The 22263-nt window shown below is 53.2% G+C and carries 16 protein-coding genes; 6 read left to right on the top strand and 10 right to left on the bottom strand.

What is annotated here, in order from left to right:
• Nucleotides 1-486 precede the first annotated feature (486 nt).
• From IPQ00_03580 to IPQ00_03560, 5 genes are all read right to left on the bottom strand, one after another.
• Nucleotides 487-993: a hypothetical protein gene (locus tag IPQ00_03580; protein ID MBL0239644.1), complete on the bottom strand. Its 507-nt coding sequence runs from the start codon at nucleotides 991-993 to the stop codon at nucleotides 487-489.
• Nucleotides 994-1132: 139 nt separating this feature from the next.
• Nucleotides 1133-1489 carry a helix-turn-helix transcriptional regulator gene (locus IPQ00_03575; protein ID MBL0239643.1) on the bottom strand — a complete coding sequence of 119 codons (357 nt, stop codon included), beginning with the start codon at nucleotides 1487-1489 and terminating at the stop codon, nucleotides 1133-1135.
• A gap of 147 nt (nucleotides 1490-1636) precedes the next feature.
• Nucleotides 1637-3790 carry a VWA domain-containing protein gene (locus tag IPQ00_03570; GenBank protein ID MBL0239642.1) on the bottom strand — a complete coding sequence of 718 codons (2154 nt, stop codon included), beginning with the start codon at nucleotides 3788-3790 and terminating at the stop codon, nucleotides 1637-1639.
• Nucleotides 3791-3846: 56 nt separating this feature from the next.
• Nucleotides 3847-5922 (bottom strand): VWA domain-containing protein, encoded by a 2076-nt coding sequence (locus tag IPQ00_03565; protein MBL0239641.1) that lies wholly within the window; start codon nucleotides 5920-5922, stop codon nucleotides 3847-3849.
• Nucleotides 5923-6058: 136 nt separating this feature from the next.
• Nucleotides 6059-6211 carry a hypothetical protein gene (locus tag IPQ00_03560; GenBank protein MBL0239640.1) on the bottom strand — a complete coding sequence of 51 codons (153 nt, stop codon included), beginning with the start codon at nucleotides 6209-6211 and terminating at the stop codon, nucleotides 6059-6061.
• A 147-nt stretch (nucleotides 6212-6358) separates the two neighbouring features.
• Between IPQ00_03560 and IPQ00_03555 the strand changes: the two genes are divergently transcribed.
• From IPQ00_03555 to IPQ00_03530, 6 genes are all read left to right on the top strand, one after another.
• On the top strand, nucleotides 6359-8659 hold the full coding sequence (locus IPQ00_03555) for a transglycosylase SLT domain-containing protein (GenBank protein MBL0239639.1): 2301 nt from the start codon (nucleotides 6359-6361) through the stop codon (nucleotides 8657-8659).
• 106 nt (nucleotides 8660-8765) lie between these two features.
• Entirely contained in the window at nucleotides 8766-9224 is a 459-nt protein-coding gene (locus tag IPQ00_03550; GenBank protein ID MBL0239638.1) for a (2Fe-2S)-binding protein, read from the top strand.
• Nucleotide 9225: 1 nt separating this feature from the next.
• Nucleotides 9226-11406 carry a xanthine dehydrogenase family protein molybdopterin-binding subunit gene (locus IPQ00_03545; GenBank protein MBL0239637.1) on the top strand — a complete coding sequence of 727 codons (2181 nt, stop codon included), beginning with the start codon at nucleotides 9226-9228 and terminating at the stop codon, nucleotides 11404-11406.
• Nucleotides 11407-11433: 27 nt separating this feature from the next.
• The gene (locus tag IPQ00_03540) at nucleotides 11434-12066 is read left to right on the top strand and encodes a hypothetical protein (protein MBL0239636.1); all 633 of its coding nucleotides are present in this window, start codon (nucleotides 11434-11436) and stop codon (nucleotides 12064-12066) included.
• Nucleotides 12067-12972: an XdhC family protein gene (locus IPQ00_03535; protein ID MBL0239635.1), complete on the top strand. Its 906-nt coding sequence runs from the start codon at nucleotides 12067-12069 to the stop codon at nucleotides 12970-12972.
• Nucleotides 12959-13564, top strand: coding sequence for a nucleotidyltransferase family protein (locus IPQ00_03530; GenBank protein ID MBL0239634.1), 606 nt, complete (start codon nucleotides 12959-12961; stop codon nucleotides 13562-13564). The genes IPQ00_03535 and IPQ00_03530 overlap by 14 nt, the downstream gene beginning before the upstream one ends.
• Here IPQ00_03530 and IPQ00_03525 read toward each other — a convergent pair.
• The 5 genes from IPQ00_03525 to IPQ00_03505 all read right to left on the bottom strand — a co-directional run bounded on the left by IPQ00_03525 (nucleotide 13551) and on the right by IPQ00_03505 (nucleotide 22228).
• Nucleotides 13551-19265 (bottom strand): carboxypeptidase regulatory-like domain-containing protein, encoded by a 5715-nt coding sequence (locus IPQ00_03525; GenBank protein MBL0239633.1) that lies wholly within the window; start codon nucleotides 19263-19265, stop codon nucleotides 13551-13553. The two genes, IPQ00_03530 and IPQ00_03525, sit on opposite strands and share 14 nt — an antisense overlap.
• Nucleotides 19266-19422: 157 nt before the next feature.
• Complete coding sequence (locus IPQ00_03520) at nucleotides 19423-19734, bottom strand: hypothetical protein (GenBank protein MBL0239632.1); 312 nt, start codon at nucleotides 19732-19734, stop codon at nucleotides 19423-19425.
• 6 nt (nucleotides 19735-19740) lie between these two features.
• Nucleotides 19741-20058 (bottom strand): hypothetical protein, encoded by a 318-nt coding sequence (locus IPQ00_03515; protein ID MBL0239631.1) that lies wholly within the window; start codon nucleotides 20056-20058, stop codon nucleotides 19741-19743.
• A 194-nt stretch (nucleotides 20059-20252) separates the two neighbouring features.
• Nucleotides 20253-21164, bottom strand: coding sequence for a tyrosine recombinase XerC (gene xerC / locus IPQ00_03510; protein MBL0239630.1), 912 nt, complete (start codon nucleotides 21162-21164; stop codon nucleotides 20253-20255).
• Complete coding sequence (locus IPQ00_03505; GenBank protein ID MBL0239629.1) at nucleotides 21164-22228, bottom strand: VWA domain-containing protein; 1065 nt, start codon at nucleotides 22226-22228, stop codon at nucleotides 21164-21166. Before IPQ00_03505 ends, xerC begins: the two co-directional genes overlap by 1 nt.
• Between the last annotated feature and the right edge of the window lie 35 nt (nucleotides 22229-22263).

Here is a 22263-nt window from a genome sequence, read left to right as displayed (position 1 = left end):
AATCGCGTATATTTATTGCGAAAAAGCCGGCCACCTTATCGGCCGCCGGCGTCGATCTATTCGCGAATTACATGCAAACAGCAGTGTTGAGATTTCGCTATCTGGCGTATGCGAACCTCTTTCTAAGGACAATTTCACTGATCGTGTGTGACCATATGGGACTCAATTGATCAGTCTTACCTCAAATCTGACGAAATCTGACCGTCAGCGCGTCGCACAATGGTTGGAACCGTTGCAATACCCGCTTATACAATGATTCTCAGAGCAACATGGGCAACCATCTGGTCGGGCGGCGTGTTTGGGACAATGCCCATTGTCATCGCCTTGGTCAACACAGGCCGGCTCGTTTGCCTTGAACGACGATAGTCCGCCCGTTAACAACATAATCAAAACTACTAATCTAAGTTTCTTCATATTTTGCTTTTTCTCCTGATCTAACGTTTAAGTTTTTCCACTCTAACAACATGTAAAATGTCATTGCAGTGTTTAGGAATTTAGGAAGGCAATGACCTCCTTCTCTTTTTCCTTTGATAGCTTTCCGACCCACGATTTTGTAACTATTCCACTCTCATCTGTGACAATTATTGTCGGTGTACCCTGAACGTCTACTCCCGAAAGCTCTGAATACCTAACGTCCATGCCCGTAATTCCGTACTGGATCAAATAGCCATCCAAATCTTCGCCGTTCGGTGGAAATACAGCGATGAATCTGACACCAGTTCCGCGATATTGCTCAAGCAGGCTTCGGTAAAAAACCATACTCTCTTCACAAAATCGGCAACCCTTCATCATAACAAGTAGGACGTTTCTATTGCTCGCGGTCGGGTCGAAATTTTCGAAGGTAATAGCCCTGCCGGGTGGCGGGGCTTTTAAGCTCGTTTCAGCTGGAAGGGCGTACCTTTGAACTGCCATCGCGATGAATACAACGGCGACAATGATCGTCAATATATTGGTAATTAAATCGAGCCTGTTTCTTCCGTTTTCGAATACCATAGCTAATCAACCTAATCGATTCAGATGTCGATCGAATTGCGAGTGTTTATACAAACAAAGTCTGGCTTTTCAAACGAGGTGAGTCAACGATTATTTGTTGTCGATAACTATCATTAAATGCGGAAAACTATCATTGGTGTCATTCCGGCGGCGTGGACTGATGAATTTCCGAATGACGTTTTCGAAATTCGGTTGGGGTCTCCCCAAATTTCGTCTTAAAGTCCTTGGTGAAATAGCTGTTGTTTGTCAGACCAACATGGTAGCCGATTTCTTGAATTTGTAGGAAGCAGTTCGAATCAGCAAGCATTTCGCCAGCCCTTTCTAACCGCCGTTCATTGAGAAAGGCCATTGGAGTGACACCGTCATTCGCCTGTTTGAAAAGTCGATGAAGATTGGTGGCCGACATTCTAACCTCTGCAGCCATGTCCTCGACCGACCACGAGCGGCCCAAGTCTTGGGAGAGCAAGTTTTTGATGTGGAAAATCCGTCTGTCCATTAATATTGATAGCAATCCGATTGGAAATCTATGACCAGAATACTCCCCCCCCCCCGGAAAATTGTCAATCGCGTTTCGGAATCCCAAAAATCCCGCTTACATTCCTGACGTTGATCAATCCTTCATCTGTGACATTGAAGAAAAAAGCTAGAGCTCGACCTCAAACTGAATATATTGAGTCGCGAGCCGCCGATTCTGCGGTGCAAGATTATCCGTTACGATCACCTGCAAAATGTAGTCGCCGGGCAGCATCTTTCCGCCGAGGCTCAATGCACCCGATGCTTTCAAACGCTCCATTTCGGTCTGACCCTGCAGATCGAGCGCAAGTTGTTGGCCGTCCAGCACCAGTTTGCCATCACGAAAAACACGTATTTTGATCTGTATGTTGGGGTGTTTCGACCCGTCAAGCCGAGCGTTGTAGATCTCGTAACCGTACCTCAAAACCGTATTTAGCTTGACACGGCGGATCGCGGTGTCAGTCATCGCATCGGCCTGCACAATGCCGCCGTTTGGATCTGCCAGTTTCTGCCACTCGGCGACTGTCAGACTCTCGAGGACGAGGCTTGAAAGGGTGACGCGATTCTTTTTCAGGTTTGGAACCTCGATGAACTGGCTCGCCGAGCCGATCTTTTCGCCCTGAGTATCACGGATCGCCACTCGGTATTGGTATGCCCCGGGCTTCTTTACAGGAAAAGTAAAGTGATAGACAAAGCCTTCGCCGATCATTTTCTTATATGTTTCGGGTTTTACGATCAGGGTGTACGACTTGCCGATCTGATCGACGGGTTGGCCGTTGTCACCGAAACTTGCGGCCCAAACGTCAAAGATAGCTTTCTTTGTACCGTCTTTTTCATCGGTAAATTTCAGGTCTTTTCCATCTATATGCAGCAGCGAACGGACATATGGCCCGGCCTTTGCATCGAAACCGAAGAGGGCGTTCAGCCTGAGCGATATGCCGTTTACTGCAAATGGTGACGTCAAAGCGGACTGCAGTTGCACAAGCGGAGTCTGACTGACAGGCGTATTTGACACCACCTTGTCCGCGACATTAAAGAAACCGCTGCGATATCGTGCCGTGAGTCCGTTTCTGAGGACTTTGACCTCGATCTTGTTGTATTTACGCTTGGTTGCGTCAAAGGTGTCGGTGTCCGGTTCGTACGCGATCAGATAGTAACTCTGGTCGTCGAGCACCCGACTGACCCCGCCCGACAGATCGTTATTGTTCTTGATCGCAATTCCGCCCGTTTCCTCGGCGAGGTAAGCGAGGCCGGCCTGCGTATCGGATAAAAGCTCGCGCCGGGCCGCCATTTTGGCATTCATCGATTCGGCACTCGTGTCAGTGATCTGGTCGGCGGCGGTAAAACCCGTGTACTGCAGGCCCCGAGCATCTATCGTATAAAAAACGACCGACGACCGATTGGCGACATCCACGAGTTCCTGCAGAAACTCAGCCACACGCCCACCCTGAGTAAAGCCGTGCTCATCCTGCTCAAAGATCTTGAATCCGTCCGAAAACAAAATGACCGATTTGCGTCCGGGCAATTCCGACATTCCCTGGACGATATACTTGAGTGCCCCGAGCGTGCCCGTAGCAAAAACACTACTTTGAAAATCATCAAAAGCTCGTTGGGTATTTGCTGCGTTACCGGCCTCCTCGGAGTCGGGTTCATCGCCCGCCGCCGCCGAAGTCATCTCGGCAAATGTCGGTTCGATGGGTGCAAACGCACTGATCCCGCCATTGCCGACCGGATTCCACTTAACGCGCTCGATCGCGGCATAGAGGATGCGTTTATCCGACGTAAATTGCTGCAGTGCCCCGACGCCTGCACCGGTCCGTATGATCGCAACCAGGTCGCCGTCGAGCATTTGCTCATCGACAAACTTTTTCAATGCCCGACGCGTCTGATACGCACTCTCAAATGACAGCGACAGGTCATCGACAACCAGTGCAAAGGTTCGCCTGATCTGTTCAGGCCGAAGCACCGCTTGAGGTATCGGCACCGCGTTCTTGTCGATCATTATAGGTTTCTGCACGGTCGATCTGATCGACGATACGAACGAAAAGTTAGTGATCTTCTGCTTTTCGCCGTTCTCGAATATCTCGACCTCATTCGGCCTGAGATCGCTGACCACTTTGCCTCGGCCGTCGATGACCGTTACATCCAGTTGGATCAACGCCGTCGATATCTTGACGACGTCGCCGTCCGCTGGTGGCGTCGGGGACGGAGTTGGTCCGGCGCCCTGGGAAAACACTCCGACCGACGAGCCGAATATAAATGTAGCGAGCAGAAGTTTTCTCATTTTTCTAACAGCCAAGATACAAATCTTCGCTTTGGATGCTTTCTTACTGTAAAAATCTATTCAACAATATCAAATTGTAGAAATTGGATGGCCGGTTTCGGCTTGTTACCAGATAGGGCGTCGATCAACTCGATCTGCAACAAATAGTCGCCTTGGGGCAAATCTTTGTTAAGACGCACCGACCCCTTCGAAGAAAAGATGCCATTGCTCTCATCAACCAGATCCGCGGCTGGGACGAGTCCGCCATCGCTTATGATTTTTCCGTCGCGGTAAAGTTTTAGTTTCACCCCGAGATCTGTCCGTCGAGCCTTGTCGATTCTCGCATTGAAGATCTGATATCCAAAATTCAGGACAGAACCTGCTTTGAATTGTCTGAGAGACGTATCTCTCAGAGCCTCAGAGGTTCCACCTGCCGATGACAACTCATCGCTGCCAGACGCACTGAGCACTAGGCCAGATAAGGCAAGTTTCTTATTGTTAAGGTCGGGAATTTCAACAAACTGGCTAGCCGACCCTACTTTCTCCGACGAAACATCCCGAACCGCAAGCCTGACCTGAAACCCGCCTGGGCCTGGAATTGGCACGAGAAACGTCGTTATAAGTCCGCGTTCCAGAATATTTGTATGTTCCTGTTCCCCGAGCGTCAGCGTGTAATTTTTGGGTCGTTCATCGAGCAAACGGCCTCTCGCATCAACCGTTATCGCAACAATATCAAACGAAGTCTTGTATCTATTATCCGGTAGCTTTTCAAATGTAAGATCGGACCCGTTGACCGTAACAAATGTCTTCACATACGATTTACGATCCCCATCAGCAGCGTAAACAGCATGCATTCTCACAAAAATCTCGTTCTTTGCAAACGGTAACAGAAGAGCATCAAGCAGCGACGAGTTTTGAGGTAATTTTGGTTTCTCCGTCGCATCATCGGTATAGCCGAAAAAGCCGCTCCGCGACCGGACTTTTACGCCAGGACGCGAAACTTTGACCTCAACTCTATTGAAACGTCGTTGTTTTGGATCAAATGTTTCTTCATCCGGCTCGTAAGCGACCAAATAATAACTTTGGTCATCGAGAATCCGACGAATGCTTTTCGCTATATCGTTGTTAACGATCACTCGTCCACCCGTATCTTCGGCAAGAATGGTTAACGGTCGTTGGCGTTCAGATGTACAGGCCAGCCGGGTCCATAAAATCGAATCGGTTTCGCCGGGCCCCACCGTTGGACTACGAATAACATCAGCCGCCGTAACGCCGGGCGATTCCACACCGGCGGCCTGAATCGTATTGATCACGACCGACGAACGATTGGCAAACGCGATCACATTTTGTTGGGCTCGTTCGTATTCGCTTGACGAAAAGGTCACCTTTTGTTTGCCGCATCCGCCGGGTGGCATGAAACCGTCGGAAATAAAGGCGATCGACTTCCGACCCGGCATCTGGTTCAATCCGGCAATAACGTATGCAAGCGAATAAAACGCTCCGAAAGAATAATATTCGTTACGGAAGGATTGAAGCTTTTCTTCCTCTGGAGTTGGCGAGGAGCCAAAAATATCCCAACCACCTAGTTGCGGATAAAACTTAATGTTCTCAACCGCCGCCCTGAGCAACCGCTTATCGGTTGTAAACTGCTGCAAAGCACCTATCCCGCCGACGGTTCTAATCAAAGCGACGAGGTCGCCGTCCTGCACCTGTTCATCGACATATTTTCGTAAGGCTTTCTTTACAAAAAAGGCGCTCGACCATGAGAGATGTCCGTCATCAACGACGATTGCGATGGTCCGTCTTACTTGAGCGGGTAAAATCGACGTTGTTGGCGGCAGAAGTGGGTTGGGGGACGAAGATTTCTCTGCGATCTCATTATCCGGGGGAGGCTTTGAACCCGGGACAAAGGAGAGACTGCTTATCTTTTGGAGTTTGCCGTTCTCGTAGATCTTTATTTCGTCACGCGAAAGGTCGCTGATGGGTTTGCCGCTTTTGCCGGTGACGGTCACATCGAGCTGGATCAGATTGGTCGAAATACGAACTACGTCGTCGCTAGTCGCCGACGAAGGAGTTGGTGATTGTTGGGGCGTTTGTGCATTTGCTGCAGTCAGCAAACTGAGAACGAAGACGAAGAGAGAAGACCGCTTCATAATTTGCCTCCTTGGGAACCGGACTGGCTAAAAATTATCAATGTTAGCTTTAGATCATTTATTACCTTCTATTCCACAACTTCAAATTGAATGAACTGCGATGCTGAACAGCCATTATTCCCAGCCGAGTTTTCGGTCACGACGATCTGCATAATGTTTGTCGGCGGGCATATCGCGTCCCAAATACTACATCATCTGTATCGGGCGTTGCGGTGGATACAGCGGTTTGAGCAAAAATATCCACGGTGCCAAAGAAGGTCGCAGCGAGTAAAAATACGCAAATTTTCATATTGATCAGTCCTTGAGGAGAGCCAAACACCGTAGATTTGTGCAATATCGTATAATAGAATTTCGTGTTTGGAAAGTTTTTTTGCCGCCATTGGCCACCGCCGCTTTCCGCTTTTTCATATACCTCTTTGGAGACCACGTTATTAAAATGCAGAATCACAAGTCATTCCCCGTTATCCTACTTTCAATATTTTTTATTTTCACGCTCTTTGTTTCAGCGTGCTCGGCCCAGCAGACCGAGGAGCAGGCTCTGGCAAACTTGCGGCAAATGGCAAGCAGCGGCAAGCTTCCGCCCGAGGGTGTTGTAGCGGACATCGAGTCTCGCTTTGCCGGCAAGCGGACGGGTGCACTTGCGAGATTCCTTCGAGCGCGGATCAGATTTGAAGCAAATGATTTTGCCGGAGCTGCCACGCTGCTCGATTCGGATGTTTTCAGGAAGAAAACCAAGATCGCCGACCAGGCTCTTTGGCTACGCGGTAGATCGCTTCAGAACGCAGGCAGCCATACCGAGGCGATGTCCGTTCTGGCTCAGTTGATCAAGGATTTTCCGGATTCGATCCGCATTCGGGACGCCAGACTGCTCTGGGCGGCATCCGCGATCGCCGCGGGTCGTGCTGTCGAAGTGCCGCCGTTCCTGATCCAATTGAGCGAAAAGGATGACGCAGACGCTCTGCTCCTGACCGCAAAGGCGTATGAAGCACAAAGTTCGCCGGCCGAAGCGGTGAAATATTACCGCCGGACATATTTCTACGCTGCGGGTTCGGCCGCCGCAAAAGAGGCAGAGGCCAAGCTAACCGCATTGTCTCAACCATTGACGCCCGTTGATGCCGATGAGTTGACCTCACGGACAGAACGCCTGATGTCGACCAAGTCGTTCCCCGATGCGGTGTCGGCATTTGCCGATCTCGCCACACGTTATCCAGGCGCTTATTCAACAAAGATGGCGGTGCGTCGTATCGAAGCGATCGCTCAAACGGGGAAAATGGCGGACGCGCAGAGCGTATTCGCCGCGATCGCTCTCACGGCAAAGGAGCGTGAGGATGCCTATCGCCAACTTGCTCTCGGCTATGCCAAGGCAAAGATGTGGCCGCAGCTCAGATCGACTGTCGATGCGATGAAGCAGAATTATCCGTCGGGAACGCTTGTCGCAAAAACGTTGATCGATGCCGGATTGGCTGCCCGCGACGCTCGAAATCGGACCGACGAGGGCTATTATTTCAACACTGCGGTCGCTGCATTTCCAAATGCCATCGAGGTTGCCACCGCACAATTTGAGGCGGGATGGTTTCAGCACGAGAGCGGCAATTTCGCCATATCTTCGCAGATGTTCATCGACCACCTGGCACGCTACGCTGACAAGGATACGACCAATCGCGGCAAGGCCGGATATTGGGCCGCACGCGACTCGGAACGCCTTGGGAAGTTAGCCGAGGCGTGCTCGCTCTATGATGGCGTAAGCTATCGTTACTCGGCAAATTGGTACGGCTATCTGGCACTCGGCCGATTGTCATCGATGAAGGCGCAAGGCAACTGCCGCACGACTGTCGCTCCAAATGAGTTGATAGCTCGTGCTGTTGCGAATCTTAAGACAGTCACCGTTGCCGGGGAAACCGCCGCAGCGAAGGCCGTCGCACTGGCCGACAAGAGCGATGAGCTTAGTTCGGTAGGGATTTTTGACTGGGCATTTGACGAGCTCCAAGAGGCCAAAAAGTCCGCCGGAAATAGCCCACGGATCAATATGGCCCTCGCTCGTCATTTCCGATCTAAGGGCGATAATACGGCAGCGTTTCTTGCTCTGCGGGCAAGTTATCCCGATTACGCTCAGATGTTCCCCGAGGAGATGGGCCGCGAAGAGTGGGCGATATTCTATCCGCTGGTCAATTGGAGCGAGATCAAATACTGGGCGGGCGAACGCGGCCTTGACGCATTTCAGGTCGCCGGCTTGATCCGTCAGGAATCGGTTTTCACGCCGAATGCGAAATCGCCGGCAAACGCGTTTGGACTGATGCAGTTGTTGGTTCCTACGGCTCAAACGATGGCTCGGAAATACGTCTCAAAGACCGCACAGGTGACCGCAACATCACTCTACCAACCGCAGCTTAATATTCAGCTCGGGACGGCGTATATGAAGGATCAGTTCGTTAAATTTGGCCGGATCGAGTACGTCGCCGTCGCCTACAATGCCGGCCCGGGCCGCGTTCCTCAGTGGCGAGCGACACTGCCCGCCGAGATGGACGAATTTGTCGAAGCGATCCCTTTTAAGGAAACAAAAGGCTACGTCCAGGGCGTCATCCGCAACTCCGCCCAATATCGCCGGCTATATGACGACGCGGGCAACTTCCGCTCAAACGTCGGCACTCGTCCGGTGCGTGGCGAGATCGATTCGCTACCGCGTGACCAGTTTAATGCCGAGTTTTCTGAGATCGTCATTGACGACTCAGCGGAATAATAGTGCGGTATTTTGAATAATTTCGTCACGAAAATGATAAAATTCTATTCATCTCAAATTTCGAATAAGATGCGGATAGTTTACAGACCGATGTGAGGCTAATTCTATGACAAAGATCACCGTAAATAAGAAGGTGTATGAGACCGATCTGGATCCGAGCACTCCGATGTTATGGGTGTTGCGTGACGATTTCGGATTGACGGGCACTAAGTTCGGCTGCGGCATCGCTCAGTGTGGTTCGTGCACGATCCACGTCGATGGCGAGGCGAGACGGTCGTGCGTGACACCCATAAGTTCGGTTGTCGGTAAGGAAGTTACGACGATCGAGGGGTTGTCGCCCGACTCGAGCCATCCGCTGCAAAAAGCGTGGATCGAGACCGATGCACCGCAATGCGGCTACTGTCAGTCCGGCCAGATAATGGCCGCTGCGGCGATGCTCAAGAAAACACCTAAGCCCACCGACGCCGATATCGATCAGGCGATGAACGGCATTATTTGCCGCTGTGGTACTTATAATCGTGTCCGTGCCGCTATCAAGCTAGCCGCGATCAACGGAGGTAAATAAGATGACCACCAAACAAGAGCTCGATAGGCGTTCATTCTTAAAGGCAACCATCGTAGCCGGCGGAGCCTTGGTCTTCGGCATAAGTATGCCGAACCGAACCAAGGCAGAGGAGCGATTTGGCTTGCCCGCCGCACCCGCGGCTGATTTTAAGCCGAACGCATTTATCAAGATCGCAAAGGATGGCAAAGTGACCGTGGTCGTCGGGCAGTCCGAAATGGGACAGGGCGTGATGACCAGCCTTCCGATGATCGTCGCCGACGAACTTGAAGTTGACTGGGCAAATGTGTCGTTCGAGCACGGCCCGGCCGACAAGGCGTTTTTCAATCCTGCGATGGGAATGCAGGGTACGGGCGGCAGTTCCAGCGTAAAGGGATTTTTTGCACCGCTCCGAAAAGCGGCTGCTCAGGTCCGAGAGATGCTAGTTGCGGCTGCCGCCGCGTCGTGGGGCGTCGCCGCCGACACTTGCACTGCTGAGAATGGCAAGGTCATCCACGCCGCCTCAAAACGAAGCGTTCCCTACGGTGAACTGCTCGAGGCTGCCGCCAAGATCTCGCCATCCGACAAACCCAAACTAAAAGACCCGAAGGACTTCAAGTACATCGGCAAGGCGGTCAAGCGGCTTGATTCACCGGCGAAGGTCAACGGAACTGCGATTTTCGGCATCGACGTAAAGGTGCCCGGAATGCTGTACGCGACTGTGCTCCGCTCGCCGGTGATCGGCGGAACCGTCAAGACGGTTGACGACGCTGCCGCCAAGGCCGTCAAGGGCGTGACGCACGTCGTACCGCTCGGTTACGGCGTCGGTGTGATCGCCGATTCGTTCGTCGCGGCACGAAAAGGACGCACCGCGCTCAAGGTAACGTGGGATGACGGTCCGATGTCGGCCGTGTCGAGCGATACGATAATGAGATCGTTTATCGATGCTGAGGCAAATAAGAAAGGACTTGAGGCGAAAAAGGTCGGCGATGTCGTCGCCGGACGTTCGAAGGCCGCAAAGTCGATCGACGCCGTTTACTACGCTCCGTTCCTTGCCCACGCAACGATGGAGCCGATGAACTTTACGGCTGATGTTCGTTCGGATGGGGCTGAGGTTTGGGGTGGGGTACAGGCCCAGATGATCGTTCAAGGAACTGTCGCAAAGACTGCCGGGTTGCCGGTCGAAAAGGTCAAGGTCAACACGACAATGCTCGGGGGCGGCTTTGGCCGGCGTTTCGAGGTTGACTACGTCATTGACGCCACCTTGCTTTCAAAGGCGGCCGGCAAGCCGGTCAAAGTGGTCTGGACCCGCGAGGACGATACGCAGAATGATGTGTATCGACCGGCAGTCTACAACAAAATGGCAGCCGGCATCGATGCGGCCGGGAAACCTGTTTTCTGGCACCATCGACTTGCGACCGACGCAATTATGGCCCGGGCCGGCAAGGCGTTCGGGTTTAACCTTAAGGACGATCAACTCGACGATTCGTCGTTCGAGGGAGCACACAATCTTGATTACAAGATCCCGAATTTTCAATGTGACTGGATCCGTGTCGATACCGGCGTTCCGGTCGGGTTCTGGCGCTCCGTCGGTAGTTCGCACACGGGCTTTTCGGTCGAGTGCTTTATGGACGAACTAGCCGCTTTGGCTGGCAAGGACCCACTCGAATATCGTCTGTCGTTACTCGAACCAAATTCGCGTCACGCCGGAGTCTTAAAGCTCGCCGCTGAAAAAGCCGGCTGGGGTAGTAAGTTGCCGGCTGGTTCGGGCCGCGGCATCGCCGTAGCTGAGAGTTTTGGAAGCTACGTCGCTCAGGTCGCTGAGGTGACCGTCGGCTCTGACGGCAAGGTTAAGGTCGATCGCGTCATCTGTGCCGCCGACTGCGGCCAGATCGTCAATCCGGATACCGTTGCCGCCCAGATGGAAGGCTCGATCGTTTACGGACTTTCGGCCGCTCTATACGGCGAGATCACGATCAAGAACGGACGGGTCGTCCAAACAAATTTCAACAACTACAAGCCGCTCAGGATGAACGAAATGCCAAAAGTCGACGTCCACCTTGTTCCGAGTACGGCACCGCACGGCGGCGTGGGTGAACCGGGCACTCCACCGATCGCACCGGCGGTCGTCAACGCGATATTTGCCGCAACCGGCAAGCGTATCCGGAGTCTGCCGATCAAACCGGACGAGCTTAAAAAGTCATAAGTGAAGATTCCATTTCCGGAGCTTAGTGTGGATAGAAAGACCCTGAAGATCACAATTATCGCAGCGGCGATATTTTCCGTCACCGCATATGCGTCGCTGGGCCGCTCGGGACGCATCGAGCGCGTCGAGGCGTCAACTGTCATTGAGACAAATACTGCCTCTGCCGATGATCCGATCAAGGCTCGTGCGGCATTCAACGAGGCGGTCAAGGTCTTTTTCTCCGCACGCTGCTCTAACTGCCATCCCGCGGGTGATGGCCCGACGCAGGGCGACGAACATCGTATCCACGATCAGGATGTAAAGCGCGGGACTGACGGAAAGGGCGTCGCCGGAATGGAGTGCGCCACCTGCCATCAGGCCGAGAATATGGACGGGGACGGTCTGCCGCCGGGCGCCCCCAATTGGCATATGCCGCCCGCCGATACAAAAATGGTGTTTCAGGGGATCACCGCCGCCGGACTCTGTCAACAGTTGAAAGATCCGGCCCGTAACGGAAATCGCAAAACTCTCAAAGAGTCGATACAGCACATTGAGACCGACCCGCTCGTCGGTTGGTCCTGGGATCCGGGCAACGGCCGCTCGACACCTCCGCTCAGTAAGGCTGATTTCTTAAAGAAGTTGAATGAATGGATCGACGCCGGTGCTGCGTGTCCCGAATAAATGAAAGAGATCCGCGATATTTTAGACCGCGTTGCCGCGTTTGAATCGGGACAGCGCGCCGTACTTGCGACCGTGATCGAGGTAATCGGGTCGGGGTACCGTCTGCCGGGAGCGAGAATGCTCATTTTGCCCGACGGCGGCACAGCCGGCACGGTCTCGGGCGGTTGCCTTGAGGCCGACGTCCTCGAGCGTGCAAAACTCGTCCTCGAAACAGGCCAATCTGAGATCTTCACCTACGACACGACCGAAAACGAGGCCTCGGTCTTCAGCCTCAATATGGGCTGTCGCGGCGTGGTCCGGATCAAACTCGAGTTGATCGGCAAGGACAGTGAAATAATCGCCGCGATGAAGGCGGCGTATCAAGGCCGCGTCGCCTCCGAAGATCTCTTGCCGCCGATAGCTCTTTTGCTCTTCGGTGCCGGAACGGACGCGATACCGCTTGTCCGGATCGCAGCGGAACTGGGCTGGCAAGTTACGGTTTACGATCACCGGCCCGCATTTTTGACCGCCGAGAGATTCCCAAAGGCTCAAATACTCGTTGAGCAACAGCCGGACCGATCGCCCGTCATAACCGCTGACGCACTTACGGCCGCCGTAATAATGACGCACAATTACAGCCGCGACCGCTTGATACTGCCGGCATTGCTTAGGTCGAGCGCATTTTACGTCGGAACCCTTGGCCCAAAACGCCGAACTGAACAGTTACTTGAGGAACTCGCCGCCGCCGGCGAGATTTTTACCCAAGACCAGCTTGCGAGGCTATACGCTCCGGTCGGGCTCGACATCGGTGCCGACACGCCCGAGGCCATCGCACTCTCGATCGCCGCCGAGATTCAGAGTGTTTTGAAAAAAAGAGGCGGCAGTCACCTGCGCGACCGAAAGGGCTCGATCTATGATCGACAATAGCGAGTTAAAGATCGGAGCGATGTTGCTTGCCGCCGGTGGGTCGAGCCGTCTTGGGCAGCCCAAACAGCTTCTGCGGTTTCACGGCACAACGCTGCTCAGGCACACGGCCGAAATGCTCACCAAGACCTCTTGCTGGTCCATTGTCGTCGTGCTCGGTGCCGACTTCGAAGCGGCGAACGCTGAACTTGCGGGCCTCGAGATCCACACGGCAATCAACGAAAATTGGCAGACGGGAATGAGTTCGTCGATAAAGTGTGGACTGACAAGTTTGATAAATACCGAGCCGGAATTGGACGGCGTCGTCATCGCGCTTTGCGATCAACCATTCGTCACCGCCGAACACATCGACCGGCTCGTCCGCGGCTTTACTCTCCACCGCTCGCCGATCACCGCCGCGAAATACGATCAAACTGCCGGCGTCCCCGCCCTTTTCGCCCGCGAACTGTTTGGCGAACTGCGGCAACTTAGCGGCGACAAAGGTGCTCGCCTGCTCATCCGAAATCACCCCGACCAAGTGCACTCTGTCACGATCGAGGAAGCTGCGTTCGACATCGATACGCCCGGCGACGTGTTACGGCTCACTTCACCGTAAATCGGAGTGGCGGAGCCACGGCCTGAGCCTCCGGGTTATAGTAATCATAGATCGTTGATGCCGGAGTTTTTGCATTCACACCATAACGCGGCTTGAACTTGAAGTTGATGTTCGTTCCGCCGGCCCGCGACCACATATAGATCACGATGCGGTCGGGCAACACATCGTAGCGGCTTATCGATCCGTCGGCGGCGATGGCCTTTTCCAGCGACTCCCGGCTGACGTCCGCTCCCGGCGGGGTCCCGATCTCGGCCAGCAGCATTCCGTAACCCTGAAAACCGACGCGTTCCGCGCGGACCGTGCAATTCACCTCCTGCATTATCGCCGGAGCCTGTTTATCGCATTGGTAGTCGAGTTTCAACGCCCTTGACTGGTTAACGCTACGGGCTGAGAGATCCGCGTCTTTCCATTCGATATAGTGCGTCGCGACCGTCTGCGTCATCATCGGGGCAGATGCGGTCGTGCGGACCTCGATCGCGTTTGTTGCCGAGTCGAGCTTGCCGGTCAGATCAAAAATTACGGGTTCGATGCGATCGGCGGCGACATCGACGGTTTTGAACGGCTGGCCGTTGAGTGTGATCTCGAGTCGTTGTGCCTGAATTGTTTTCGCGTCGCCGATCGCCGCCAAAAACGCGTCGAGCACGTTGATCGTCGTCTGCGTCGAGTACCACACGCCGTACCGATCCTTATTTTTGAGCAGAAATATCGTACCCTTGCTGATCAGTTCCGCCGTTCGCTCTGTCGGCTTGTCTTTCCGCACTTTGATCAAAAGCTGCGTGACCAGAGCCGTAGTCTCGATCCGCCCGGCAGTTCCCCAACCATAGAATGGCGTGTTGGTCTCGAGTTTCCAATAGACGCCGTCGCCCTCGCTGATCGCCATCGATTCGAGCCGTGAAGCGACATCTTCGGCCGCCGCACGATCGCCCGAGTCGAGCGATGCAAGCCCGTACAATGCCAGTGCGTACGGTTCGTCGATCTCGTTATTGCGTGCCCGCAGATAGTCGAGTGCCGGCTTGAGCACCGACTTGTCGGCGTCCTTGTTCATCGCCAGGCTGCGAGCGATGTAGGTCGTGATCATCTTGGTCCGGCCGGTATCTTCGGCGGTCTCCCAATTGTACCTTTTCGCCCAACTCCCGTCCGCACGCTGCTGCTTTATCAGCCACGTCGAAGCGCGTTTTATCACATCATCGTCAACCGTTATCTGCGATCCAGCGTCATTCAAAAATCGAATTGCGTACGCCGTCAGGGCGACATCCGACGTGTCTTTGCCGCCCCAGTACGTAAATCCGCCATCTGCGGCCTGATAGCCGAGCAATCGCTCGTAGCCCTTTTGCAGGTAGTTTTGCGCTTTGACGGCGATCGGCGAACCGGGCTTTGCAAATTTGAGCAACATTAGATTGGGGTATGTCGATGATACAGTCTGCTCACCGCACCCGTACGGACGTTCGAGCAACCCCTCGACCGACTCGGCCACGTGCGAATAGAGATTTGGATAGACCTTTAACTCTGCTTTTTGCGTGGCCGTTATCGCGTTGCTTGGAAATGTGAGGTCGAATCGCTGCGTTCCGCTCGCGATCTTAGAATCGGTCCGGACTATCTCCTGACCGTCGGGCCTGACGGTGACCGGTCGTTCGATGGCGTCGGCGTCGCTCGCTGCAGTTGCGGTCACACGCTGCTTGCCGCCATTGACAGGTATGTTTGCCCTAAAGCCGAATACCGCATTTTTCGACTCGCCCGCGCCGACCTCGATCTGCTGGGTTCCGGCACCGAGCGATGTGAACCAGTTCGCCGCATCCATTTTGACCCCGACCCGCTGTTTGGTCTGTGTATAGTTTCGGACCTGTGTCGGCAGAAATATCTCGTCTCCGACAGTCAAGAATTTTGGCGGGTCGAGATCGACAAAGAACGATTGAAACGCGGTCACGGAACTCTCCGCGACGCCGATCTTGCCATTTTTTGTCGATGCGATCACGTACATCTTCCACGTAGTAATGTTGTCCGCCATTTTGAATTTGAGCGCAGCCTTACCGTTGCTGTCAGTCAAAAGTTCCGGTTGCCAGACAAGTGTTTCCGGAAAATACTCACGCAACCGCGGGGTCGACGATTCTTTGGCGGTCTGCACAGTGCCGGGCTTCAGTTTAAGTAGAGCGGAGAAGTTAAGTGTGCTGCCCTGTGCTCCGTCGACCGTAGTGGATACCGCCGAACTGGATGTCTCCATCATCAGATCGCCGCCGGACGTCACATCAACGGCCGAACTGACCGACCCGACTTCGAGCGTTACGTCCACTTTTGCCGTCGCGTTAGCCTTGACCGGAATATTTTCGATCACCGAGTCCTTAAAACCGTCGAATGAAACGCGTAATTTATAGGTACCGGCATCAAGGCTGGTTATAAGATAGTTGCCCTCCGCATTCGAGGTGCCGGAGCGATCTATGCTCGTGGCGACATTAGTGACCTTTATTTTCGCGGACGCGATAACAGCACCGTTCGAATCGGTCACTGTACCCGCGATCGATCCCGTCGATGCCGTGTAGGCGATCGGGCGAATGATCGATATCGGCTTCGGATCATCCTTTCCCTGCTCGGACAAGACGTGGACGATCTGCATTAGCGTCAGGTCGTCATACGTCCCTTGCTTCCGGTCCGGGCCGTTGCTCCTGATCGTAAACTCAATGACCTGTTGCGTCACAGGCGTCACCTTTCGTCGATCCGTTTTTGTGTCTTCGCCGTAGTTCTGTACCGATTCGGTAGTAACCTTGTCCCAATAACGTGATCTCTGCTGAGTCACAATATAGAGTGGATCGCCAAACCCGTCACGCAGTCCGCCAAAATCGATCCCGCCGGCCAAAAGGGTTGAGCGGAGATCGGTCTCATTCATCGGTATCACACGCAGCGAACGCTGGATATCGGCGATCTTGGTTTCTGTGTCGACGAAATAGTCGATCAGATTGGTCCAAACCGTGAAATCGTCGCCGCCCCAATCATATTTCTCAAATTTGCCGTCACTGCCGCCGCTCCGGATCTGAAAACGGTAGAAACGCCGCTCGGCATCGAAAGTTATCCGATATGGCCTGCCGAATCTATCCGCAAGGCCGGAAACTCCGAGTTCGGCGAACAACGTCTTTTCGTCACGAATAAAACTGCCGGTCCGCGCCTTTTCTACCGAGAATTTAGCACGGTACGCGACACCCCACGGGTCGAGCATCTGACCAAAACGAATGTCGCTCTCCAGAAGTATGGCCTCGAAACTCTCGAGATCTACCGCGTGCCGATAGTTCGCAGTTTCATATGTGAGTTTCAAGGCCGCACCGACGGGCTCGAACTGCTTTGTGATGCGATCGCTGAAGACGCTTTTGGCCTCGTCGAAATAGCTATTGCTGTGAAAAACATTCGGCTTGTAATAGCTGTCGTGCAGGATCACCTCGGCAACCAATTGCAGATCGTCCGTGATCGGCTTGGTCAGATCAAGTTCGTTAAGGTCCTTGACGTTTACTGCCCCCAGTCCGCTGCCATACCCGAGCCAGCCTGCGTAGTTACTCCAGATTCCGCCAAATTCTGAGTCCGTCCGTGCACGTTCCTCAACCGCCCGGTCGATAATTGTGACGCCGAGGGCAGACTCGACTGCTGTGCCGAGGCGGTCGAGGACTCCGTAACTGATCGTCGCCTCTTCGCCCGGTTTGTAGATATCCTTATCAAATGTCGCTTCGACGCTAATACCCTCGCGAATGGGGAAAATGACTCCTCGTGAACCGCTCACGACGTCGTCATCTGTATCCTCGGCAAAAGCGACGATCTTCAACTCGCCTTTGAACTTATCGCTGTACGGTATCTGCAACTCCACACGTCCGTCTTTGAGGTGAGCAAAGCGCGACTCGACCACCGACCAACCGTTAACGATATCGACATATAATGGTCCCGTCTTCAGCGTCGAACTGACGTTTACCGACATCGTCTCACCCGGCTTGTAAATCGCTTTGTCGGTCTCGAGACGGATCGCGGCTTCGTCTTCGTCAAATGAAATGTCGTCTTTGGCGGTCCCCTGGCGGCCGTCCTTATCCTTGGCGATCAACTTGTACTCAAGATCATCATCGGGATCACCGATCTTCGGACGGTCCATCGTGATCTTGCCGACTCCGTATGAATTAGTGCGTATGCGCTCGACCGTTTTCGGATTACCCTTGTCCTCGACGCCCATCTTGACCTCGACATCACACTCGGCGGGCGTGCCATCGGCGTAAAATGTCGAGACATAAGCGTCGATCGGCATTGTCGGGTTCAGATCGTTGGTGGCGCCGATCAAATAGACGTGTATCGGTTCGCGCGAAACGCGTATGTCGAAACGCCGCTGTTCGGTTCGATTGGTGGTCAAGTCCGTAAAATAGGCCGCATAGTTGATGTCCCTGTATTTTCTCCAGTCATCTTCATCGAGACCGTCAAGGGCTTTCTTAACGTCAAATCTCGCCGTAAATTTTCCCTGAGAGTCGGTCGAACCCTGACGGACATCACCCTCGTCGATGTCGTATTTCTGCTCTTTGTAATTCCATTCGCGACTCGTTTCCTCGACGACGCGGACCTTGCCGCCGGTGACCGGTTTGCCAAAAAGATAGTCCGCATTGATCTCGATCTCAGCCTCGCGGTCGCCGGGCAGATAATATGGCTTCGACGGTTTGGCGTTGACCACAAAATTTGGAAGATCGTAGCGCGAGACGCGCACTCGTTGGGCTCCGATCTGTTCACCGCTTTCATCCCTGATCTCGATCTTGTAGTCGCCGAGTTTGGCGTTTGCCGGAATCCGCCAGCTTATCGACGCGATACCAAATGCGGAGGAACGCGTCTTTTCCCGATAGAGAACAGTGTCGTCCTCGTCCAGCACCCTAAATTCGAGTTCGCTGTCGGCAACAACGGTCTTCGACTCGCCGCCCTTCATCAAGATCCCGCGAATATTGATCAACTGTTCCGGCTGATAGATCGATTTGTCCGTCATCGTCAGGAACTGAACATCCTCTTTAAGTGCATTCAGGTTCTCGTTGGCCTCGCGAACGATGCCGTTTTTGAGGCCAATTACCGTTATTTCTCCTTCGCCGGCAAGTTTTGCTTCGGTCGGGATCGCGAGATCGACCACCGCGAAACCGTCCGCGTCGGTCACGGCCGAACCTTTTAGTTCCAACTTTCGCTCGCCCTCGCCCGCCAGTTCAAGAGCGACCGTCGAATCGACCCGAACGCCAACTGCCGGCTTTTCGGTAAACGGATTAACGGCACGTACGCGAACTCGATACGACATACCCGTAAGGAGATTATCGCTCGCGATGATCCGTAGCTCGAACAATTCGTCGATCATCTGTGACATTGAGATGATCCCGGAGGCTTGGCCGACGGTGTAATGAAGACGGTACCAAGCGATGTCGTCTTTGACGGATGAAAGTATGTCAGTGACCGCCATTTCAAAACTAAGCGATTGTTTTCCGCCAAGATCCGTCACAACGAATTTTGATGCCCGAGCACGTACCGTACCCGCAGGGTCGATCAGTTCGACTGATGAGGTTATTCCGCTTAAGTCGCTACTGCCCGCTACGACAATATTGGCAGTGGCGATCCGGTCGCGGACGACGACTTTTGACTCGGACTCGATCACCGTCTGCGCCGCCGCCGAAAATGAACAGACCAATAGCACTAGGAACAATGGCAGAATTCTCCGTTGCATCACGGTTACCTCTAAATTTTATAGGGGTTTTTACAGTTTATTGCTTCTACCGCGTGTGATGCTCTGAGATTTGAAAATGGTTGCATTGCGGCCGGGCCGAAACCGCAAAAAAAGAGACCGGCCAGACCGATTCCTCACCCTACTTTTCTGCTTTCCGCTAATCTGGAAAGCCCAAACTACCATTCTCATCTCCGTCCCAAATAATCTTCTCCGTAAGTGGCTCATTGATCACCCAAAGTTCGCTCCCTATGATTTTCATGACCAATTGCAAGCATTGGACTGCATCAATTCCCCCAGCAAACCTTATATGTTCATCGCCGATTCCTTTAATCTGGTATGGCACATAGTAGTCATCGGAATCTGGAAACGGCATTGGTTTACCGATAGCGACGATGATTTCGCTTGTTAGTTTGGATTCGAACTTAAAACGCCTTACCGCAATTACGTCGCCTAAATCTTTGATTTTCATATGTTCTTACCAAGTGACAAGTGGCGGGATCCATGGAAGATTTCTATTACACGCTGATAGACGTTCGGCGACGAGAGCACCGCTGTTAAAATATGGAGCCATCTGTCCGCTGACCGCATCAACCCGCATCAATCGGCCTGCGACCACCTGTTTGAACGACTTACCATCCGGCGACCATTGCACCGACGCCGGCGAACCGCCAAATCGCACTCGTTTTGCCGCATCGGGACTAAAGATGTCATCCACCGTGAGGAGTTTGTCTTGAGCGAACGCACCGGACGAAACCGCGAGCATTACGACCACCAGCCATTGGATTTTTTTCATATATTTGAAATTAGAAAAACGATATTTTCTTGAATTCTAGTTGAAACGCTCTCGGATAGGCAAACAACATATTTGAGAGCGGATCTTTAGGATACAGTCGATCGATGCGGACAATGGACTGCACATTCTAACACGCAAGTCAGGACCAATGTTTTCGGACTTGCCCTTTTCACCTAGTTTGCCGACCCGGAAGGTCACGCTTTCGGATGAGCTTTGTCATAAACATCGATCATCTTTTCCATCGACACCTGCGTGTATATCTGGGTGGTCGAGAGCCGTGCGTGGCCGAGCAGTTCCTGAATGTCGCGAAGGTCGGCGCCGCTGTCGAGCAGGTGCGTCGCGAATGTGTGCCGCAATGAGTGCGGCGAGATGTCGTGAATATCCGCACACAGCTTGATGTACTTGTCGATCATTCGGCCCACCGAACGCGTCGTCAGGCGCCCGCCGCGACGGTGCAGAAAAACAGCATTTGGGTCACGGGTCGTTAGTGGGCATTCATTTAGAAACACCGGTCGCGACTTCTCGAGGTAATTCATCAACGCCTGCAGTGCAGGTTCGCCAAAGGGCACTATCCGTTGCTTTTTGCGTTTACCGGTGACGCGTACCATTCGTTCGCGAAAATCGATATCCCCGAGATCGATGCTCACAAGTTCGCCGACGCGGATGCCGGTCGCGTACAAAAATTCGAGTATTGCGCGATCGCGGCGGCCAAGATCGGTATTGACGTTCGGCGTTTCGATAAAGCGAACGGCGTCCTCCATCGAGAGATGGTTCGGCAGTTTGCGTTCGATCCGCGGCGTAGCTACGAGCTTTGCCGGATTGGATTCGAGTTTGCCCTCACGAACCAAAAACTGGAAGAAAGTACGCAAACTCGCCAATTTACGTGCGATCGATGTCTTCTTATGATCTTCGTGCAATCCGGCCATCCATTCGCGGATCGTTAGCCTGTCGATCTGCTCGACGGGAATGTCCGCACGCTTTTCGACGCGAAAAAGGTAGTCGCCAAACTGCTCGAGATCGCTCGCGTAGTTTCGCAGCGTATGCGGACTGAGATTGCGCTCGTATTTAAGGTGCTGCAGAAATTGCGTGAGATATTCGTTAAGCATTAGGGCCTTTTCCCCACATAGTATCCCTTACGTGTTCGCACGGTAAAGTTGGGTTTGCCCTTTATGCTCAAAGATATGAGGCGCAGGTCACTAGTATTCTTTCCGTCATCGTCGGGGTAATAACTCAGTATATACTGTTGCGAAAGCTCTGCGGATATCTGAGAAAAGGCGGCGTTCATTTCATCTTCGTCGATCGGCGAATAGACCGCTCCGCCGGTCTGTGCGGCGAGTTCGAGCATTCGCCGCTCCGCCGTTAATGATCGAATATTGGCATTGCCGCCGCGGAGTCCCGTCCGTTTAAAATTCTCAAATTCCTTGGTCTTGACCACGTAGACCTGACAATTGGCGATCTGCAGTTCCTTGATCACGGATTCCAAAGTGGTTTTGATATCGCTATAAGTGTCCTCGCCGTCCGAGACGATCACGACTACGCGGCGGCCCTCAGCGGCTTTGAGGTATTCGGCAACCTTCACGATCCCATCGAGCAAGGCGGTCGCACCTTTTGGTTCGGGAAACATCCTGATCGCCTGCGTCAGCAGTGAGACGTCGCGCGTCAGCGGTTGTTCGAGCCTCGTATAATCCGAAAGTGAAAATAGGGCTGCCTGATCGCCGCCGGGCCTGATCACCCTCTTAAAAAACCTTACGGCCGCCTCCTTTTCAAATTCACGAGCGATCATCACGCTCGACGAATTATCAAATATCATTGCCAGCCTGATAGGCGAATCGGAACGAGTAAGTTCGCTGATCTCAGCCGGTTTTCCGTCGATCTGTAATTCAAAATCGGCGAGTTTTAGGTTGGTAACTGACCTGCCCGATGCGTCGGTCACCGAAACAGGTATCGGAACCAATGCCGAGTCGACCGTTATAATATCCGGATCGTCCTTCGGTTTTGGGGTAGGCGTCGGCAATGAGGTCGGCAGCTTTGCTTCGGTCGGAATATAACCTGTCGCCGATCGAGTAGCCGGCGTTGGCGTCGGCGTCTCATTCGGTTTATTACGTCCCGATTGGGCCGAAACAAATGCTGCCGTTACCAACAATAACAATGTCGAAATTAATATCTTCATTAAGCCGACTATTGGATTACTAAACGACCTTAATA

The sequence above is a fragment of the Chloracidobacterium sp. genome (assembly GCA_016720705.1).
Lineage (GTDB): Bacteria > Acidobacteriota > Blastocatellia > Pyrinomonadales > Pyrinomonadaceae > OLB17.
Note: the sequence above shows the minus strand (reverse complement) of the source record. Positions and strands in the feature narration are given on the sequence as shown.